The sequence below is a fragment of the Symbiopectobacterium sp. Eva_TO genome (assembly GCF_053848865.1).
On the sequence record NZ_JBSPEY010000004.1, the window covers coordinates 2,212,171 to 2,228,430 of the forward strand.

Below are 16,260 nucleotides of genomic sequence, written 5' to 3' on the forward strand. Positions count from 1 at the left end.
GAGTAAAAAAATCGGCAAGAAACGGTGGTTTGTCGTTTTGGTAATGACTCCAATTAGTAGAACATGTGTTTTTCGATGAAGGCTCCGATGACTTTTTCGTGGATCTCGACGGAGCGCGAGAAGCAAATCGTTTTACGCGCCAGTCGTTTAATGCGGGTACGGAGCGTCAGGTTATTGCGCTCTATGCGTTGCGTGAAGATCTTGCCAGTCAGATGTTTCTGCTTCGGAACCTCTCTTGCATAGCTGCCCCAGTTGTCACTGGTAATCATGCCGATGTTGAACGGTGTCAACAGAGCCAGCAATTCACGGCAGGTCTCATCGGTTCGGGGGCCAAAAGTGTAGGCCAGAACACCGCCCGTTTTGGTATTGTAAGCGTACCAGAGCCAGTGCTGTAGCGCCTTACTGCCAATGAAGCTCCATTGCTCATCAAGTTCACAGATAAGGGCGACGTCGGCGTGAGCAACGGGAGAAGACGTTATCCTGCGGGGCGAGAGCTTTTTAAAGCCCGGATGACCGTATTGATGCCGATTTTCAACATTCTGGCGGTATCGCGAACACCGGCACCGTTGAAGGCCATATCAACGATCTGCTCTTTGACTCCCGGCTTTCGCGCTTCATAGCGGTAGGTAAGCTGGAATACACGGCGACAGCACTGACACCGGAAGCGTTCGCGCTTAGTTGGACTAAGGCCATGTCGATAAACTTTATCTGAATGGCAGCGAGGGCAATGAACAAAAACAGTAACCACGTGGAAACCTCAAATAGCGGCAGAATATCACAAAAGCCAACTATTTGAAGGCATTACCGTCGTTTTCTTGTTATTAATTGGCGGCATTATCAATTATCTCGATCGCGCTGCATTATCCATTGCCGCACCCGATATGATGAAAGATCTGCATTTGACCAATACCGATATTGGTTTGATGGGGTCCGTGTTTGCACTGATTTACGCCATGTGCCAACTGCCTTCCGGCTGGCTGGTCGATAAATTTGGTCCGAAGAAAGTCTACAGTTGGGCAATTGGCCTGTGGAGCGGTGCCACCATGCTGACCGGCGCTTGCAGCAACCTCACCACGCTGCTGTTTGCGCGCGGCATTCTGGGTATCACGGAAGCGCCGTGCTGGCCGGGTGCAGCGAAAATTACTGCCTCTTGGTTCCCGAAAAAAGAACGCGCACTGGCAACCGGTTTCTGGGATGCGGCATCCAAATGGGGCCCGGCCATTGCACCGCCGATTCTGGTGGCCATTATTGTCCCGTTCAGCTGGCGCGTCCTGTTCTTTATCGCCGGTGGTATTAGTCTGATCTTCTTGGTATTTTTCATTTTTGCTTACCATCAGCCGGAAAAGCATCCGACGTTGAGCAAAGAAGAGCTGGATTACATTAAAGAAGGTGGCGGCGGTACCGCAGAAAAACTGGGCAACAGCGAAGTCACCATTAGCTGGTGTGGGCTGTTCAAGTACAAATGCGTATGGGGCATGATTCTGGGCTGGTTCTGCTATGTGTGGATGATGAATATCTTCACCACCTTCCTGCCGCTCTATTTGATGAAAACCCAGAACATCGAACTTAAAGCATTGGGCATTTACGCCAGTATCCCTTACTTCGGCGGTATCGTTGGGGCGATTGGCGGCGGGTATCTTTCCAAATATTTGATAGACAGGGAAATTTTTAGTGATTCACTGGTTGCCAAACGCGTCACCATCAGCGTCTCCGCGCTGTTGGCAGGCGTTGCCGTGGTGGCGATTCCGTTCGCGACCAGCCTGACCGGTACGCTGGCTCTGTTGGTGATTGCGATGGCACTGCTCTCGGCGCTCTCGGCAACCGGCTGGGCATTACCGGGTGATGTCGCTCCGGCGTCAATGGTGGCCTCCGTAGGCAGTATCCAGAATTTCGGCGGTTACTTTGCCGGTTCACTCTCACCGTTGGTGACCGGCATGATCGCCGATGCTACCGGTTCTTACACCATGGCGTTCGTCAGCGGCGGGATCATCGCTGGCTGTGCCGCCCTGTGCTACTGGTTCATCGTCAGAAAACCGATCGTTGCTAACGCATGATCGCAGTGAAGGCGGCCTCGCGCCGCCTTTTTCGCCGTTTGTTGCAGTCGATTTAATAGTTAATTAAAGGGTTAGAGGTTATCAATGATTAAGCACCGAGTGATTCACGCTATAGAAGACACGGGCATTATCGCGATTGTCAGAGGCTACGATGGAGGCGTGCGCGTGTTGGAAGTGACCTGCAACACGTCAGGTTATCTGCGCAGTATTGAAGCGCTCACGGTGGAATTGGGCGATAAGATGTGGATCGGTGCGGGAACCGTTATCAATCCGGTAATGGCGCAGTTGGTGATGGATGCGGGTGCCAATTTTGTACTGGCACCGGATTTTAATCCGCAGGTGGTCAGCATGGTGCATGAAAAACAGAAGCTGATGATCCCAGCTGTCGCCACGCCGTCAGAAATATTGCAGGCGTGCCGCATGGGCGTCAACTACCTGAAGGAGTTGCAGGGGCCGCTCAACAATCTCTCCATCATTCCTGTTGGCGGCGTGACGTTGAATAATGTCGCTGACTTTGCACAGGCCGGTGCATTTGCCGTTGGGGTGGGTAGCGAACTGATCAATAAAACGTTAGTGGCTGAACAGGCGTGGCAACAGTTAACCGATCTGGCACAGACTTTTATTACCCGTTTCCGGGAAAATAAAAAGCCAGACGACGTTTGTTATCCTCTCTGATTGGCTATCATCTTCCGATAAAGGCTGCCTGCCGCATTATCAACGCGGGTTGCCCTTATCGGGCACTTTTATTTTTTCTTACCGCTATGGTTATCTTGTATAATCCCGCGCAAGCGAATGCATGGGGATGGATGGCGTGGAAAAAATCAATCGCTCGGTGGCCAGAGCGCTGGATATGCTGGAGTTGGTAGCAGGAACGTGGGATGAGTTAACCATAACGGAAATCAGTACTCAGTTAGGCATACCGAAAAGCACCACCTTCGATATTATTTATACGCTGGTGGATAAAGGCTACCTTGAAATCGCCAATCCCCGTGTCAAATCTTTCCGTCTGGGGCTTAAATTGTTCCAGACCGGTGCGGTTTATCTAGATCAAACGCCGTTTCATAAAGCCGCGCGTTCCGTGCTGGAAGAGCTGGCTGCCAGCGCGCAGGAAACCTCGTTCCTGGCGATGGAAAACGACGGTATGCTGGTCTATCTGGATAAAGTGGAGAGTGCTGCATTAGTACGCACATCTGCGCGCATCGGTTCCAATAACCAACTTTATTGCACCGGCCTTGGCAAGGAGCTGCTGGCGACCATGCCGGATGAACAGGTCAAAGCCATTCTCGATAAAACCGGTGGTTTGCAGCCGATTACCCCCTTCACAGTGACGGATGAAGCGCGTTTTTTCGGCGTGCTGAACGAAGCGCGCCAGCGCGGCTACGTGATTGACGATCGTGAGCATAACGCGGAAGTCTTTTGTGTCGCGGCACCTATTTATAACGCGCGAGGTAAGGTGCAAGCGGCGCTGAGTATTGCCAGCCTGTTTTCCAAAGTAAAAAACAACACTGAACGCATTGCTGAGCTGGGGGCGCTGACGCTATCACGTCGTATCGGTTTTCGCGGTGAACATCTGTATCAGGAGTTTCGTTAAGTCAGCCGTGTGTGTTCGCACGTGATGGAGTGTTGTGATGTCGTCTCCCATAAAGCTCATTGAAAAGAAACTGCTGTCCGATAACTGGTATGTGCTGCACAACTACACGTTCGATCTGCAACGTAAATGCGGCGGTGTGGTGCGACAACGGCGCGAAGTTTATGACAAAGGCGACGGTGCTACCATTCTGCTCTATAACCGGGATAAAAAGACGGTAGTGCTGACGCGCCAATTTCGTATCCCGACTTACCTCAACGGTAATGAGAGCGGCATGCTGTTGGAAACCTGCGCGGGATTGCTGGATGAGTTGTCGCCGGAAGCGTGCATCCGTAAGGAAGTCATGGAAGAAACCGGCTATCGTATCGAGCAGGTCGAAAAATTGTTTGAAGCCTACATGTCGCCCGGTAGCGTGACGGAAAAGGTGCATTTTTTTGCCGCAGAATACGCGCCTTCCCAACGTCTGGCGAGCGGAGGCGGCGTGGAAGATGAAGACATTGAGGTTATCGAACTGCCGTTTACTGACGCGCTGGCGATGATCAAGGACGGGCGTATCTGCGATGGGAAAACCATCATGTTGCTGCACTATGCACAGCTACAGGGGTGGTGTGCATCCTAAGTACTCAAGACCTGTAACCACGTCTTTTGAAACTGTAGTGGCACACTGATACTGGCCACCTGATCGGAGGTGATATGCTCACCTCATCAACACGACAGGTGACCTCATGGGTAAACATTTTACGGCGGAATTTAAGCTCGAAGCCGCAAAGCTGGTTGTCGACCACGGCTACACATACGTTAAGGCCGCAGAGGCGGTTAATGTCAGCCATTCTGCCATTAGTCGCTGGGTCAATAAGCTTCGCCTTGAACGACAGGGAAAAACGCCAACGGGACTTCCTCTTACCCCTGAACAGCTCGAGCTGCGTGAGATGAAGAAAAAAGTCCAATGCCTTGAAATGGAGAACGAAATCCTAAAAAAGGCTACGGCGCTCTTAATGTCGGACTCACTCAACGGTTCACGGTAGTCGACAGGCTGAGGGCGCGATACCCGGTCACGGCGTTGTGCCAAACTTTTGAGGTACATCGCAGCAGCTACAGGCACTGGCAGGCTTCCGCTAATGAACCCGACGGTGAGCGCGTGGTTAAGTGTAGTCGCGTCATGGAAGCCTGGAACGCCAGCGGCGGCTCTGCCGGCGCTCGAAGTATCGCGACCATCGTCACCGGCAGCTCTGGTGTCAAAATGGGGCGCTGGCTGGCTGGCAAGCTGATGAAGGAGCTGGGTATCGCCAGCTGCCAGCGACCGGCTCACAAATACAAACGCGGCGGCAATGAACACGTTGAAATACCGAACTATCTCAACCGCCAGTTCGCGGTTACCGCGCCGGATCAGGTCTGGTGCGGCGATGTGACCTACATCTGGACGGGCAAATGCTGGGCTTATCTTGCGGTGGTGCTAGACCTGTTCGCCCGCAAACCGGTGGGCTGGGCCATGTCGACGTCGCCGGACTCGGCGCTGACAGTTAAAGCGTTGCAGATGGCCTGGGAACTCCGGGGACAACCAACAGGAGTCATGTTCCACAGCGACCAGGGCAGCCACTATACCAGCCGTCAATACCGGCAAGCCCTGTGGCGCTGCCGGATAAAGCAGAGTATGAGTCGGCGGGGTAACTGCTGGGATAATGCGCCAATGGAGCGGTTCTTCCGCAGCCTGAAGACAGAATGGGTGCCGACAAAGGGTTACAACAGCTTCAGCGAAGCCCAGGACGCGATTATCCGCTACATCACGGGGTATTACAGCGCTATCCGGCCTCACTGGTATAACGGCGGCTTAACTCCAAACGAATCTGAGCGACTGTTCTACATACAGTCTAATGCGGTGGCCAATATTAGTTGACCACTACAGTTCGTGCCTGAGCGCGCGTAGCGTTTCGGCGGCCGTCATGACTTTCTGCAAGCCTTTCCAGATAGTTTTTGCGCCTGGTTCACCGTCGCCTTTTCGAGCAAGAAAGCCTCCGAGTTGCGCAACTAAGCGCAATACTTCGTTTAGCTTAGGGCGGCCCTTGGGCATACGCTTGTTCATCAGTAGGTAAGCGCCATGAGTCTCGTCGGAATCAAAGAACAACATTGCGTCTAGCTCTGGACAGGTTCGTCCCATACGCATTAAATAGGCGATGCGCCATGCCACGATCATGAACAGCGCCAATGCCCGCTCAATGCGATCCACGGTCGATAACTGTAACGCTTCGACACAGCAGCCGTTCTTCAGCACATTGAAGAACATCTCGATTTCCCATCTAGCCCGATACCAGTCGATCAGCTCCACGATATCTTCTCGTCCTTCAGGTACGCGATTGCTCAGCAACCGCCACTCGACCGGCTTCACGCCTGCTGGCGGCTCAATTTCCTTGGCTATCACACAAGTCACTGCCAACCCGCAACGCAGCGACACTCGCTTCACGCGCAGCGCCTGTTTCACCTTACGCGCCTTCTGCCCCGCGCGAGCCGCCATAACGAATTGGATTTCTCCCACCGGCACGGTCTTTCCAACCTTCTGCCAAAGCTTCTCATTACAGTCCAGACTGCGATTATGAGTCGAGCGGATCAACCAGTCAGCCGGAGTGCCAAGGTCATCAGCGAGCTGCATCAACGCCTTGATATCCGCTTCGCGATCGGCTAAGTACACCAGACGTGTGTTTGGCAACTCCGAGGCGAGTTCAGCAACTCGCTCGTATCCCTCGAGCCAGCGCGTACTCTCCTTGAGCCCATCGCGTTTTCCGTCTGCATCCTTCGGCTCTCTTGCCTACATCCACGCATCCAGTACGCCCAACCCCACGCGATCCGGACTGACCGCGTAGGTCGGATGCAGGTACAGACCACGCCTGGCTTCGTAGTTCAAGGGACCCAAGCCTTGGATTTGCTGCCCGTTGAAGTCAAGCTCGGTAGTGTCTTGGATACACAGCACAACCTCGTGTTCTCGGATCCTTTCCTGCGTACGCTGCCAGTGAGGTTGCAGAATGTCTCGCCATTCGAATGCTTGGTTCTCCATGAAGCGGTAAGCACCCAGCGTCTCAGACCATCCGAGGCACGCATGCGGAATGCTGGCTTGCGGATTCTCAGCCAGCCGTATCAAAAGCCCTTTGGCACGCTTATTGAGCCTCGTGTCACCAAGATTTACCCCTTCCAGTTCTTGGTGTGCCCAGCCATCTGAATCCCGTGTCATTTTTCAGCGCCGTAAATGGCGATAGTACACGTCGGTTTCACTTCATTTACAACCCCACCGGCTGCCTATTTCAGCCCGCTAACCCTTGGCATATAAGGCGTTGCGGACTTGTGTATAACGAGGTGGCTTGAGGGCAGTCGCCAGCGCCGAAGCTGGAACCACTTCTTCTCCGGCCGCAACGGCGGTGAGGCTTCCTTCCTGGTATTGCTTCTTCCACTTAAACAAAAGGCTGGGCTGGATGCCATGCAGGCGGGCTACATGGGAGACGTTCATCCCCGGCTCCATTGTCTGCTGAATGATGGCGATTTTCTCTTGCGGAGTTTTACGCTTACGGACTTCTTGCCCTAACAGGATCCCGGTCATTTCAAAATTAGCATGATTGTTAGACATATATCTAAGCCTATCTCTTATCTGGAGATACAGCTACTGTCTGGTGTTACAGGGGGCTACATCAGGTCACTTAGTTCATCGAACTGAATGACCCGTAATTTGACTCACTTTTTTCCGGATACCTAGGGATAACTAAGAGCACATCAGGATAGATTTTTACGCCACACTGATTACATTACAAACACATAGGGATTTATAGGAACGTATAGGGAGGCATAAAAAAGGAGAAGTGGTGCCCGGACTCGGAATCGAACCAAGGACACGGGGATTTTCAATCCCCTGCTCTACCGACTGAGCTATCCGGGCAACGGGGCGCATTAAACCGTATTGGCCGCTTGCCGTCAACGGGTTTGTGCAGGAAAAGCATCAAAACTACGTTGATTGCCGACTTTTCAGTCAGGATGATGCATTTCTCAGCGTTGCGGCCCCGGTTCTATCAGGTCAGTGCTCCGTTTTTGCGGCATAGTGCAAAACGCAGTACATCCTCCGCCAGACGGCGGGCGGTTGCAATGTCATCCGCGTGGTGTTTTACCATCAATCGACTCAGGCAACCTTCGAGGATCAATTCCATCTGCTGAGCGACCATTTCAGGATCGTCCGTTTCCAACTGCGCCAGAAGTTCGCGCGTGTAGTGGAGTGATGCCTGTTTTTGACGCTCTGCAATCTGATGAATGGGGTGATGGATATCAGGATAAAAACTGCATGCGGCAATAAACAAGCAGCCTGGATAGCGTTGGTTTTGCAACGCCTCATACAGTACCTGATAGCGTGCCAGCAGCTTTTCCTCAATGGAGAGCGATTCATCCAACAACAATTGACGCCGCCAGGTATCCACCTGCTAACTATGATGCCGTAGGCAATCATAGAGGAGTGCTTCACGATCTGGCCAGAAGGCAGTCATGGCCTCGGCGGTGATGCTGTGCTTCTCAGACAGGGTGTCTAATGTTAAGGCGGCAACACCCTGTTGTTCCAGTAAGATCAGCGCGTTCTCAAGAACCTCGTCCCGCTGTAGTTGCATGATATTCCCCTTGATTCAGACTGGGCCCGCCACCGTCGCAGTGGCTTATACCCGTCATATTTCAAGTTGCATGTGCGTTGGCTACGTTCGTTATTCGGCCCATCCTTGGACCTCACCTCTTACGAGGCCGCAGCACGCGGCGTTCAAATCTGCTCCCGGCAGATTTGTCACCCGAATCACTTACTGGAGTAAGCTCATCGGGATAAATGAATCTCATCCCTGATATTCATCTTGTGGGCCAGCGCAGTCGCTGGTCAAATCTGTCCCAGACAGATTTGTCCTTCACTTGCCGCCTTTCTGCAACTCGAATTATTTAAGGTATATTGCCCAGTTTTTGCAAATGTGCCCTGAACTCCTCGGCATTAATAAAACCCGTAATGCGTGAGTCGGGAATCTCCCGGCCATTACTGTCAAAAAAGAGTATGGTTGGTAATCCCATAACCTGAAATTTTTTCAGCAATGCATTTTGCTGCGTGTTGTTGGCGGTCACATCCGCCTGAAGAAGTTGAAACCTGGCCAGATCCTGTTTGACGCTCGCATCGCTGAAGGTGTACTTCTCAAACTCTTTGCAGGCTACACACCAGTCGGCATACAAATCCAGCATGGCAGGCTGCTGGCTGATCGCCAGAGATTGGTTTACTTCCTCCAGATTATGCACCAGTGTAAATGGCAGAGAAGTGGTGTGAGCGGTGCTGGCTTGGCTTGATGAAGGCATTAGCCACTCTTGCAGTGGACGAGCGGCGGTCACGGCACCAATCAAAAGCAGCAGTTGTATCAAACGCATACCGCGCCAATGGCTGCGTAAACCCAGCATGATCAGCCAAGCCAGGAAGGAAATCGCCAGCAGGCTCCACAGACGCGCTCCCCAGGTATCGCCTACAACGCGTTCCAGCAGAAAAATAGGCAAGGCCAGAATGACAAACCCAAAAGCGGTTTTGATGTGCTGCATCCAGGGGCCGCTGCGGGGTAAAAAGCGATTGCCAAACAGGGTTACTGCGATAAGCGGCAAGCCCATGCCAAGCGCGTAGAGATAAAGAATGCCGCCTCCGGCGACGCTATTACCGCTTTGCGCAATATAGAGCAGGATGGCGCTGAGAGGGGCGGTGGTGCAGGGCGAGCAAATCAGCCCAGCCAATGCCCCCATGCAAAAGACTCCGCCAAGAGAGCCGCTTTGTTGCCGATTGCTCCACTGTGCCAGACGGGTTTGTATGGCGGAGGGCATCTGTAGGTTATAGAGACCAAACATCGACAGCGCGAGTGCGATAAACAGCAGTGATAAGCCGATCAACACGGCCGGATGCTGTAGCGCCGCCTGAAAGCGCAGTCCTGCTGCCGCGATGATAATGCCGAGCAACGTGTAGGTCAGCGCCATGCCTTGCACATAGGTGAACGCCAGCAGCAGGGTACGGCGTGCGGATAATTGCTGTTTCCGGCCAAGAATCAGCCCGGAAATCAGTGGGTACATTGGGAGTACGCAGGGAGTGAAGGCAACACCGATACCGATTAACAACGCCCAAAGTGGAGAAAATGGCAGCTGTGCTGGTGCTATAGGTGCTGTGACGGTTGGCGCTGTATTGCTGGTCGTTGGCTGGTGGCCTGCGGTCACTGTACTTAATGGAATTTCCCGCGTTTCAGGTGGGTAGCAAAAACCCGCATCGGCGCAGCCCTGATAGGTAACACGCACCGTTGCGCCCGCCGTGCTCTGCGTAATAGGGACGGTTACTGTGAGACTATCGCGAAAGATTGCCACTTCGCCAAAAAAATCGTCTTTGTGCGGCAGGCCAGCGGGTATGGATATGTCGCCGAGTACGGCTTGGCTGGGAGTAAGACTGATTTTGTCTCGATAGAGGTAATAGCCCGTTGGATTTGCCAGCGTAGCGTCAGCGTTTCTTGCTGTTGCTGAAAATCGAAAGCAAATGCGCGATCTACCGTCAAGAAGCGGCTGTTTTGTACCGAAGATGACGGTGCAAACAGGGATGCACCTGCCAGTTGAGGGCAGATCAGTGTGCTTAACAGCAGGATCAGCGTAAGGATGCGGTTAGCCATGTCAGGTAATCTTTGTCGCCATCCGTGATCGGAACCACCAGCAGTTCCGGCGTTTGATAAGGGTGTTGCTGTTTCAGGCGTTGCAGCAGCGCAAGTTGGTGCAAGGTATCGCTCTTGATCACCAGTTGCACTTCCTGTTGCTGCTCCAACTTACCTTCCCAGACATAGAAAGAGTGCGCGCCAGGCAGTACTGTGACACAGGCTGCCAGCCCGGCATTGAGCACATCCGTCGCCAACTGTTGTGCTATGGGTTCGTCAGGTGCAGTACACAGGACAACGATGGCGGTGCAGCTCGCAGAATTTTCCATGGTCACCCCAGTGAAAGAGGAACTGGGGCGTACTATACCCTGCTTTGGGGGCCGAGGGGAATGGATGCCGGGCGGCGAGGTGCCGCCCGGGGTGAATACCGGAGGGACGTTACAGCACCAGATTCCCTAAATAGCTGTTCCTAATACCGCTACACTTTTGCCTGTCCATGTTTTCCACTGGGAAACGGGCTGACGGTTTCCATGAAGCGGCGAACCTTGTTCAGTAACTGCCACATTGAACAGCATTGATGATTGCGGGTGATGGTTTCATGCAACGCCTGCCATAACCGCTCTACATGATTTACCCATGGTGAGTACACCGGCTGATAAATAACCCTGAATTTCGGGTTTTCTTCCAGCCAGCGCTGCGTCTCCCGGCTTTTGTGAATAATGTAGTTATCAACTATCAGCGTGAGCGTTTTTGCCCGTCTGTACGTTGCTCTCAGATGCTCTAACATACTGATAAACAAACACGAACTTTTACTGCTTCCTCCAACATCGCTGACTTTTCCCGTCCCGCTGTGTAATGCACCCGCCAGATAATATTTCTCGTTCTGGCCCGGCGTCACGATGCGTTTCTGCTTCCCGCGAACCTGCCAGTCCGCGCCAATTTTGGGATTCAGATGAATATCCACTTCGTCTTCGTAAAAGACGGGATGTTCCGCGCTGCATTGTTCCAGCGCCATCGCGATGGCCTCCATTTTTTCTTCATTATGCGGGTCGCGGATACGCAGCGTAGGAGCTGCGCGTCGCCACACCAGACCGGCAGAAGGCCGCCAACGGCGCACCGTGGAAGCATGCAACTGGCAACCGGTTATCTCATTGATTTTTATCGCTAGCAATTCCGTGCTCCAGCGCGAACGCTGATAGCCAAAATCATGAGGGGAACGCTTTACGAGCTGGATTAATAGTGCGCAGATCTGTTCAAACGGCCAGCGACGGCCACGACCGGGCCGCAGAGATTTGAGGCCTTCAATGCCGTACAGGGTGAGCCAGTTAATCCATCTGCCGATTGACGAACGGGCGCAGCAAAGCATTCTGGCGACATCGCTCACGCGCTCGCCCCGGTGCAACATCAGGATGGCGGTCAGCCTGCGGGCGTGATTCTTGTCACGCGTTTTATGGAGAGTTTTCTTCATCAGGCGTCGTTCGTTACGGGGTATCGGTGCTATGCTCGACATCGCTCAGTCCGGTTGATGATTTGGGATCTTTATCGATTGATCAGATCGCTCAACTCGGACTGAGTTCCCTTCAGGTGATCTACTATTCGGAACAGTTATTTAGAACAAAGCCAAAGATGACGGATAGCGTAATCGCCAGAACTCCAGGTACCAGGAACGCGTGGTTGAAGACGTATTTGCCGATGCGGGTTGAACCTGTGTCATCCATTTCTACGGCAGCGAGCAGCGTGGGATAAGTGGGCAACACGAACAGCGCTGACACGGCAGCAAAAGATGCCACGGCAGTGACTGGCGTCACGCCCAACAATAGCGCGGCAGGCATCAGCGCCTTGGCTGTCGCCGCCTGTGAGTAAAGCAGGGTAGAGGCAAAAAACAGTATTACCGCCAGCATCCACGGGTAATTCTGCAACAATGCGCCTGCCGTGCCCTGAATTTCACAGATGTGAGCTTTTACGAACGTATCGCCTAACCAGGCTACGCCCATTACGCAAATGCAGGCGCTCATGCCGGATTTGAAGGTGCTGGCAGAGAGGATTTTGGCGGTATCCAGCTTGCAGGTGATGCAGATCAGGGTGGCGACCGTCAGCATAAAGACCACAATGGCTTCGTTACGGGGCAGTATGGGTTTGGCGATGAGCCCAACGGTGTCGCTGATGGCGGTGGCGTAAAGCATCACCGCGACAATACCCACTAAAAACAGCAGTACAGAGCGCTTGGCCCCAGTTTTTATCTCCAGCTTGCTGACGCCGCGCAGCACGGTTTCACCCTTTGCCAACCGAGCCTGATAAATCTCATCGTCTTTCAATTCCTTGCCCAGAAAATTGGTCACCACGGCGGTAAGCAACACCGCACACAAGGTCGTAGGGATACAGATTCCGAGCAGCAGCAGATAGCTGACGCCTTTTGGTTCAAGAATGCTGGCAACGAAAACCACGGCGGCGGAAATCGGTGAGGCAGTGATGGCGATTTGCGACGCCACAACGGCAATCGATAACGGGCGAGAGGGGCGAATCCCTTGTTCTTTAGCCACTTCTGCAATCACCGGCAGCGTCGAGAACGCTGTGTGCCCCGTTCCTGCCAACAGTGTCATAAAATAGGTGACGAAAGGGGCCAAAAAGGTGACGTATTTAGGCTGACGCCGTAGCAATTTTTCCGCCAGACTCACCAGATAATCCATCCCTCCCGCGACCTGCATGGCCGCGATCACTGCCATGATGATTTGAATCACGTCGAAGGGAATGGCGCCGGGTTTTATTTGAAATACCAGTGTCAGAACCAAAACGCCAAGACCGCCCGCGAAACCGATACCGATCCCACCGAGCCGTGCACCGAGGTAGATAGCCAATAAAACGATAACCAACGCAAAGGCAAACATAGTAATGCTCCTTTTTTAGATAAGAAACTCTTATGGTTATGAGCAAACCTGAGGCCATAAAAAAGGCACGCCCGCAAAATGCCGACGTGCCTGTCAGGAGTAACGCTAGCGCGCCCGATGGTTAGACGCGCTGGGTTAACCGATCGAACGCTTAAGACGCGTCGTTATCATCCGTGTAACGTTTGGCCTTGTAGGCAGGGTGCATCAGGTTTTGTACTGAGAAAATGTCATCCAGTTCGCTTTCGGTCAGCAGACCGCGCTCCAGTACCACTTCACGCACGCTCTTGCCGGTTTCGGCGCAAATTTTGCCGACAATGTCGCCATTGTGGTGGCCAATAAACGGGTTGAGGTAGGTAACAATGCCGATGGAGTTGAACACGTAGGCTTCGCATACCGCTTTGTTGGCGGTGATGCCGTTAACGCATTTTTCCAACAGATTGTGGCAGGCGTTGGTAAGAATATGGATAGATTCAAACATCGCCTGACCGATAACCGGTTCCATCACGTTGAGCTGCAACTGACCCGCTTCAGAGGCCATAGTGACGCAGGTGTCGTTGCCGATCACCTTGAAGCACACCTGATTGACCACTTCCGGTACCACCGGATTGACCTTGGCTGGCATGATGGAAGAGCCTGCCTGCAATTCCGGCAGGTGGATTTCATTGAGGCCAGCGCGCGGGCCGGAAGAGAGCAGGCGAAGGTCGTTACAGATTTTCGACATCTTCACCGCCAGACGTTTTAGCGCACCGTGTACCATCACGTAAGCGCCGCAGTCGGAGGTGGCTTCGATCAAATCCTCGGCCGGCACGCACGGCAGACCGCTCACTTCAGCCAGACGTTGTACCGCCAACTGCTGGTAACCGTCCGGTGTGTTTAACCGCGTGCCGATGGCCGTCGCGCCCAGATTTACTTCCAGCAGCAACTCGCCGGTGCGCAGCAGGTTTTTGTTCTCTTCGTTAAGCAGCACAGAGAAAGCGTGGAATTCCTGACCCAACGTCATCGGCACAGCATCCTGCAACTGGGTACGCCCCATCTTCAGAATGGTTTCGAATTCTTTGGCCTTGCGCTCGAAGCCATCCGCCAACTGGGTGATAGCCTCTACCAGCGTCAGGATGGCGCTGTACACCGCAATACGAAAGCCGGTGGGGTAGGCATCATTGGTGGACTGGCACTTGTTCAGATGATCGTTAGGGTTGAGGTACTGGTATTCACCTTTGTTATGGCACATCAGTTCCAGGCCAATATTAGCCAGCACTTCGTTGGTATTCATGTTCACCGAGGTGCCCGCGCCGCCCTGATAGACATCAACCGGGAACTGATCCATGCATTTGCCGTTGTTCAACACTTCATCGCAGGCACGGATAATAGTATCGGCAATTGGGCGGGGAATGGTTTTCAGCTCGCGGTTTGCCAGGGCAGCGGCTTTTTTGACCATCACCATGCCACGCACGAATTCGGGGATATCGCTGATTTTGTGGTTGCTGATGTAAAAATTTTCAATTGACCGCAGGGTATGAATACCATAGTAGGCATCGGCGGGAACTTCACGGGTACCTAACAGGTCTTCTTCAATACGGATGTTGTCTGACATGAGAGCCTTCTCTTGAATCCTGCAACTTGATGAGAACGCGTTTTGCTAACCACCTTGGTGTTAACAAAAAAGCGTGTTAACAAATAATCGTCCCAATAAATGCGAGTTATTATCACGATGGTGTTACCACAAAATGTATCACCACAGGCAACAGTCGCAGAACGATTGACCATCACTGCCTCCGCTGGGGTGATGATATATTGTATAGAATCCCAAAAGCGTAGTTTCGATCACTAAATGAAGATGTGTAATTAATAAAGTAAATAAATTGTGATAGTCGTCACTCGTGATTATTGCGAAATGAAATTTTCTGCCTACAGGTTGAAAATGCTCGCTTGCGCTACCACTTCATTAAATTATAAGGGTTGATGTTTGATCTCAGGTGATATGTCTTAATGATGGCCGGATGCACAACAGATGACGGCAGGCTGTGAGTCATGCTGGCATCAATCATATTAGTCCTTTTTATAACAATCAGTTAAATAAATAAGGAGAATCCAGTGCGCTGGTTACCGCTATTCCTACTCTTTCTTTTTGCCTACATTGAAATTTCGCTGTTCATCCGCGTTGCGGAAGTACTGGGCGTTGCGGTGACGTTGCTGCTGGTAGTGTTCACCTCTTGTATTGGTGTTTCTCTGGTGCGCAATCAGGGTGTGAAAACGTTTATTCAGATGCAGCAGAAAATCGCGGCGGGAGAGAGCCCTGCGGCGGAAATGGTCAAAAGCGTATCGCTGGTATTGGCGGGCTTTTTGCTTCTGCTTCCCGGTTTTTTCACTGACTTCCTTGGATTGCTGCTGCTGTTGCCCCCGGTGCAAAAACGATTGACGGTCAAACTGATGCCTCATCTGCATATTTGGCGCGGCGCTGGCACCACATCGTCCGGCAGTAACGGCAATACCTTTGACGGTGAGTTTTACCGCAAAGATGACGATCGCAAAAATCTCGAGCATAAAGACGATCAAGACAAATGATACTGATTGAGAAAAAGACATTAACTGCATGTTTTATATCTTTTTTTATTTCATCTCATCAGAATTTCATCACTATCGCAAAAAAAATCCTTTTTCTCCCTTGAAGGGACGCGAATCGTCCCCATTTAGAAATTGACAAGGCGGGTATGAGAATGTACCCGGCGTTAATCCCAAACTGATATGGACTTTCTCAAAGGAGAGCTATCAATGAAAATTCGTCCATTGCATGACCGCGTGATCGTCAAGCGTAAAGAAGTCCAGTCCAAATCTGCTGGCGGTATTGTTCTGACCGGTTCTGCTGCGGCTAAATCTACCCGTGGTGAAGTACTGGCAGTTGGCCATGGTCGCATTCTGGAAAACGGCGACGTAAAACCGCTGGATGTGAAAGTTGGCGATATCGTCATTTTCAATGATGGCTATGGCGTGAAAGCCGAGAAGATCGACAACGAAGAAGTCCTGATCATGTCTGAAAGCGACATCCTGGCGATTGTTGAAGCGTAATCATCTGAATCGAAAGA

13 protein-coding genes, 1 tRNA gene and 3 pseudogenes are annotated in these 16,260 nt (G+C 52.3%); 7 read left to right on the top strand and 10 right to left on the bottom strand.

Translation table 11 applies throughout. From position 1 onward, the window contains the following. Window positions 1-53: 53 nt before the first annotated feature. A protein-coding gene (locus tag ACWWJF_RS13645; RefSeq protein WP_455869742.1) for an IS1 family transposase occupies window positions 54-748 on the bottom strand; the annotation gives its coding sequence in 2 pieces (ribosomal slippage) (window positions 54-505 and window positions 505-748; 696 coding nt in all). A gap of 67 nt (window positions 749-815) precedes the next feature. Between ACWWJF_RS13645 and ACWWJF_RS13650 the strand changes: the two genes are divergently transcribed. The 5 genes from ACWWJF_RS13650 to ACWWJF_RS13670 all read left to right on the top strand — a co-directional run bounded on the left by ACWWJF_RS13650 (window position 816) and on the right by ACWWJF_RS13670 (window position 5,536). Further along, window positions 816-2,054: an MFS transporter gene (locus tag ACWWJF_RS13650; protein ID WP_455869743.1), complete on the top strand. Its 1,239-nt coding sequence runs from the start codon at window positions 816-818 to the stop codon at window positions 2,052-2,054. A 99-nt stretch (window positions 2,055-2,153) separates the two neighbouring features. Beyond that, window positions 2,154-2,729: a bifunctional 4-hydroxy-2-oxoglutarate aldolase/2-dehydro-3-deoxy-phosphogluconate aldolase gene (locus tag ACWWJF_RS13655; RefSeq protein WP_455869744.1), complete on the top strand. Its 576-nt coding sequence runs from the start codon at window positions 2,154-2,156 to the stop codon at window positions 2,727-2,729. A 127-nt stretch (window positions 2,730-2,856) separates the two neighbouring features. After that, window positions 2,857-3,645: an IclR family transcriptional regulator gene (locus ACWWJF_RS13660; protein ID WP_455869745.1), complete on the top strand. Its 789-nt coding sequence runs from the start codon at window positions 2,857-2,859 to the stop codon at window positions 3,643-3,645. 37 nt (window positions 3,646-3,682) lie between these two features. Next, the gene (gene nudK / locus ACWWJF_RS13665; protein WP_455869746.1) at window positions 3,683-4,261 is read left to right on the top strand and encodes a GDP-mannose pyrophosphatase NudK; all 579 of its coding nucleotides are present in this window, start codon (window positions 3,683-3,685) and stop codon (window positions 4,259-4,261) included. Window positions 4,262-4,367: 106 nt separating this feature from the next. Beyond that, window positions 4,368-5,536, top strand: a protein-coding gene (locus tag ACWWJF_RS13670; protein WP_455868400.1) for an IS3 family transposase whose coding sequence is annotated in 2 segments (ribosomal slippage) — window positions 4,368-4,623 and window positions 4,623-5,536 — 1,170 coding nt in all. Because the reading frame shifts where the segments join, the coding sequence is not laid out codon by codon here. Window positions 5,537-5,539: 3 nt separating this feature from the next. On the opposite strand, the pseudogene ACWWJF_RS13675 reads toward ACWWJF_RS13670, so the two are convergent. From ACWWJF_RS13675 to aspA, 9 genes and pseudogenes are all read right to left on the bottom strand, one after another. Then, window positions 5,540-6,862, bottom strand: a pseudogene (locus ACWWJF_RS13675) (IS4 family transposase). A gap of 126 nt (window positions 6,863-6,988) precedes the next feature. Continuing rightward, window positions 6,989-7,225: pseudogene (locus tag ACWWJF_RS13680) on the bottom strand (transposase); the annotation flags it as partial. Between the two features lie 257 nt (window positions 7,226-7,482). Continuing rightward, window positions 7,483-7,558 (bottom strand) — tRNA-Phe (locus tag ACWWJF_RS13685). Between the two features lie 130 nt (window positions 7,559-7,688). Next, a pseudogene (locus ACWWJF_RS13690) lies at window positions 7,689-8,270 on the bottom strand (transcriptional regulator). Between the two features lie 313 nt (window positions 8,271-8,583). Further along, window positions 8,584-10,269: a protein-disulfide reductase DsbD gene (locus tag ACWWJF_RS13695; protein WP_455871080.1), complete on the bottom strand. Its 1,686-nt coding sequence runs from the start codon at window positions 10,267-10,269 to the stop codon at window positions 8,584-8,586. A 22-nt stretch (window positions 10,270-10,291) separates the two neighbouring features. After that, entirely contained in the window at window positions 10,292-10,624 is a 333-nt protein-coding gene (cutA, locus tag ACWWJF_RS13700; protein ID WP_455869747.1) for a divalent cation tolerance protein CutA, read from the bottom strand. Between the two features lie 149 nt (window positions 10,625-10,773). After that, entirely contained in the window at window positions 10,774-11,805 is a 1,032-nt protein-coding gene (locus ACWWJF_RS13705) for an IS630 family transposase (RefSeq protein ID WP_455869748.1), read from the bottom strand. 82 nt (window positions 11,806-11,887) lie between these two features. After that, on the bottom strand, window positions 11,888-13,180 hold the full coding sequence (locus ACWWJF_RS13710) for an anaerobic C4-dicarboxylate transporter (RefSeq protein ID WP_455869749.1): 1,293 nt from the start codon (window positions 13,178-13,180) through the stop codon (window positions 11,888-11,890). A gap of 151 nt (window positions 13,181-13,331) precedes the next feature. Further along, entirely contained in the window at window positions 13,332-14,771 is a 1,440-nt protein-coding gene (aspA, locus tag ACWWJF_RS13715) for an aspartate ammonia-lyase (protein ID WP_455869750.1), read from the bottom strand. Between the two features lie 500 nt (window positions 14,772-15,271). Between aspA and ACWWJF_RS13720 the strand changes: the two genes are divergently transcribed. Continuing rightward, window positions 15,272-15,742, top strand: a complete 471-nt coding sequence (locus tag ACWWJF_RS13720; RefSeq protein ID WP_455869751.1) for an FxsA family protein — start codon at window positions 15,272-15,274, stop codon at window positions 15,740-15,742. A gap of 207 nt (window positions 15,743-15,949) precedes the next feature. Then, window positions 15,950-16,243, top strand: coding sequence for a co-chaperone GroES (locus ACWWJF_RS13725; protein WP_455871081.1), 294 nt, complete (start codon window positions 15,950-15,952; stop codon window positions 16,241-16,243). The last annotated feature ends 17 nt before the right edge of the window (window positions 16,244-16,260 follow it).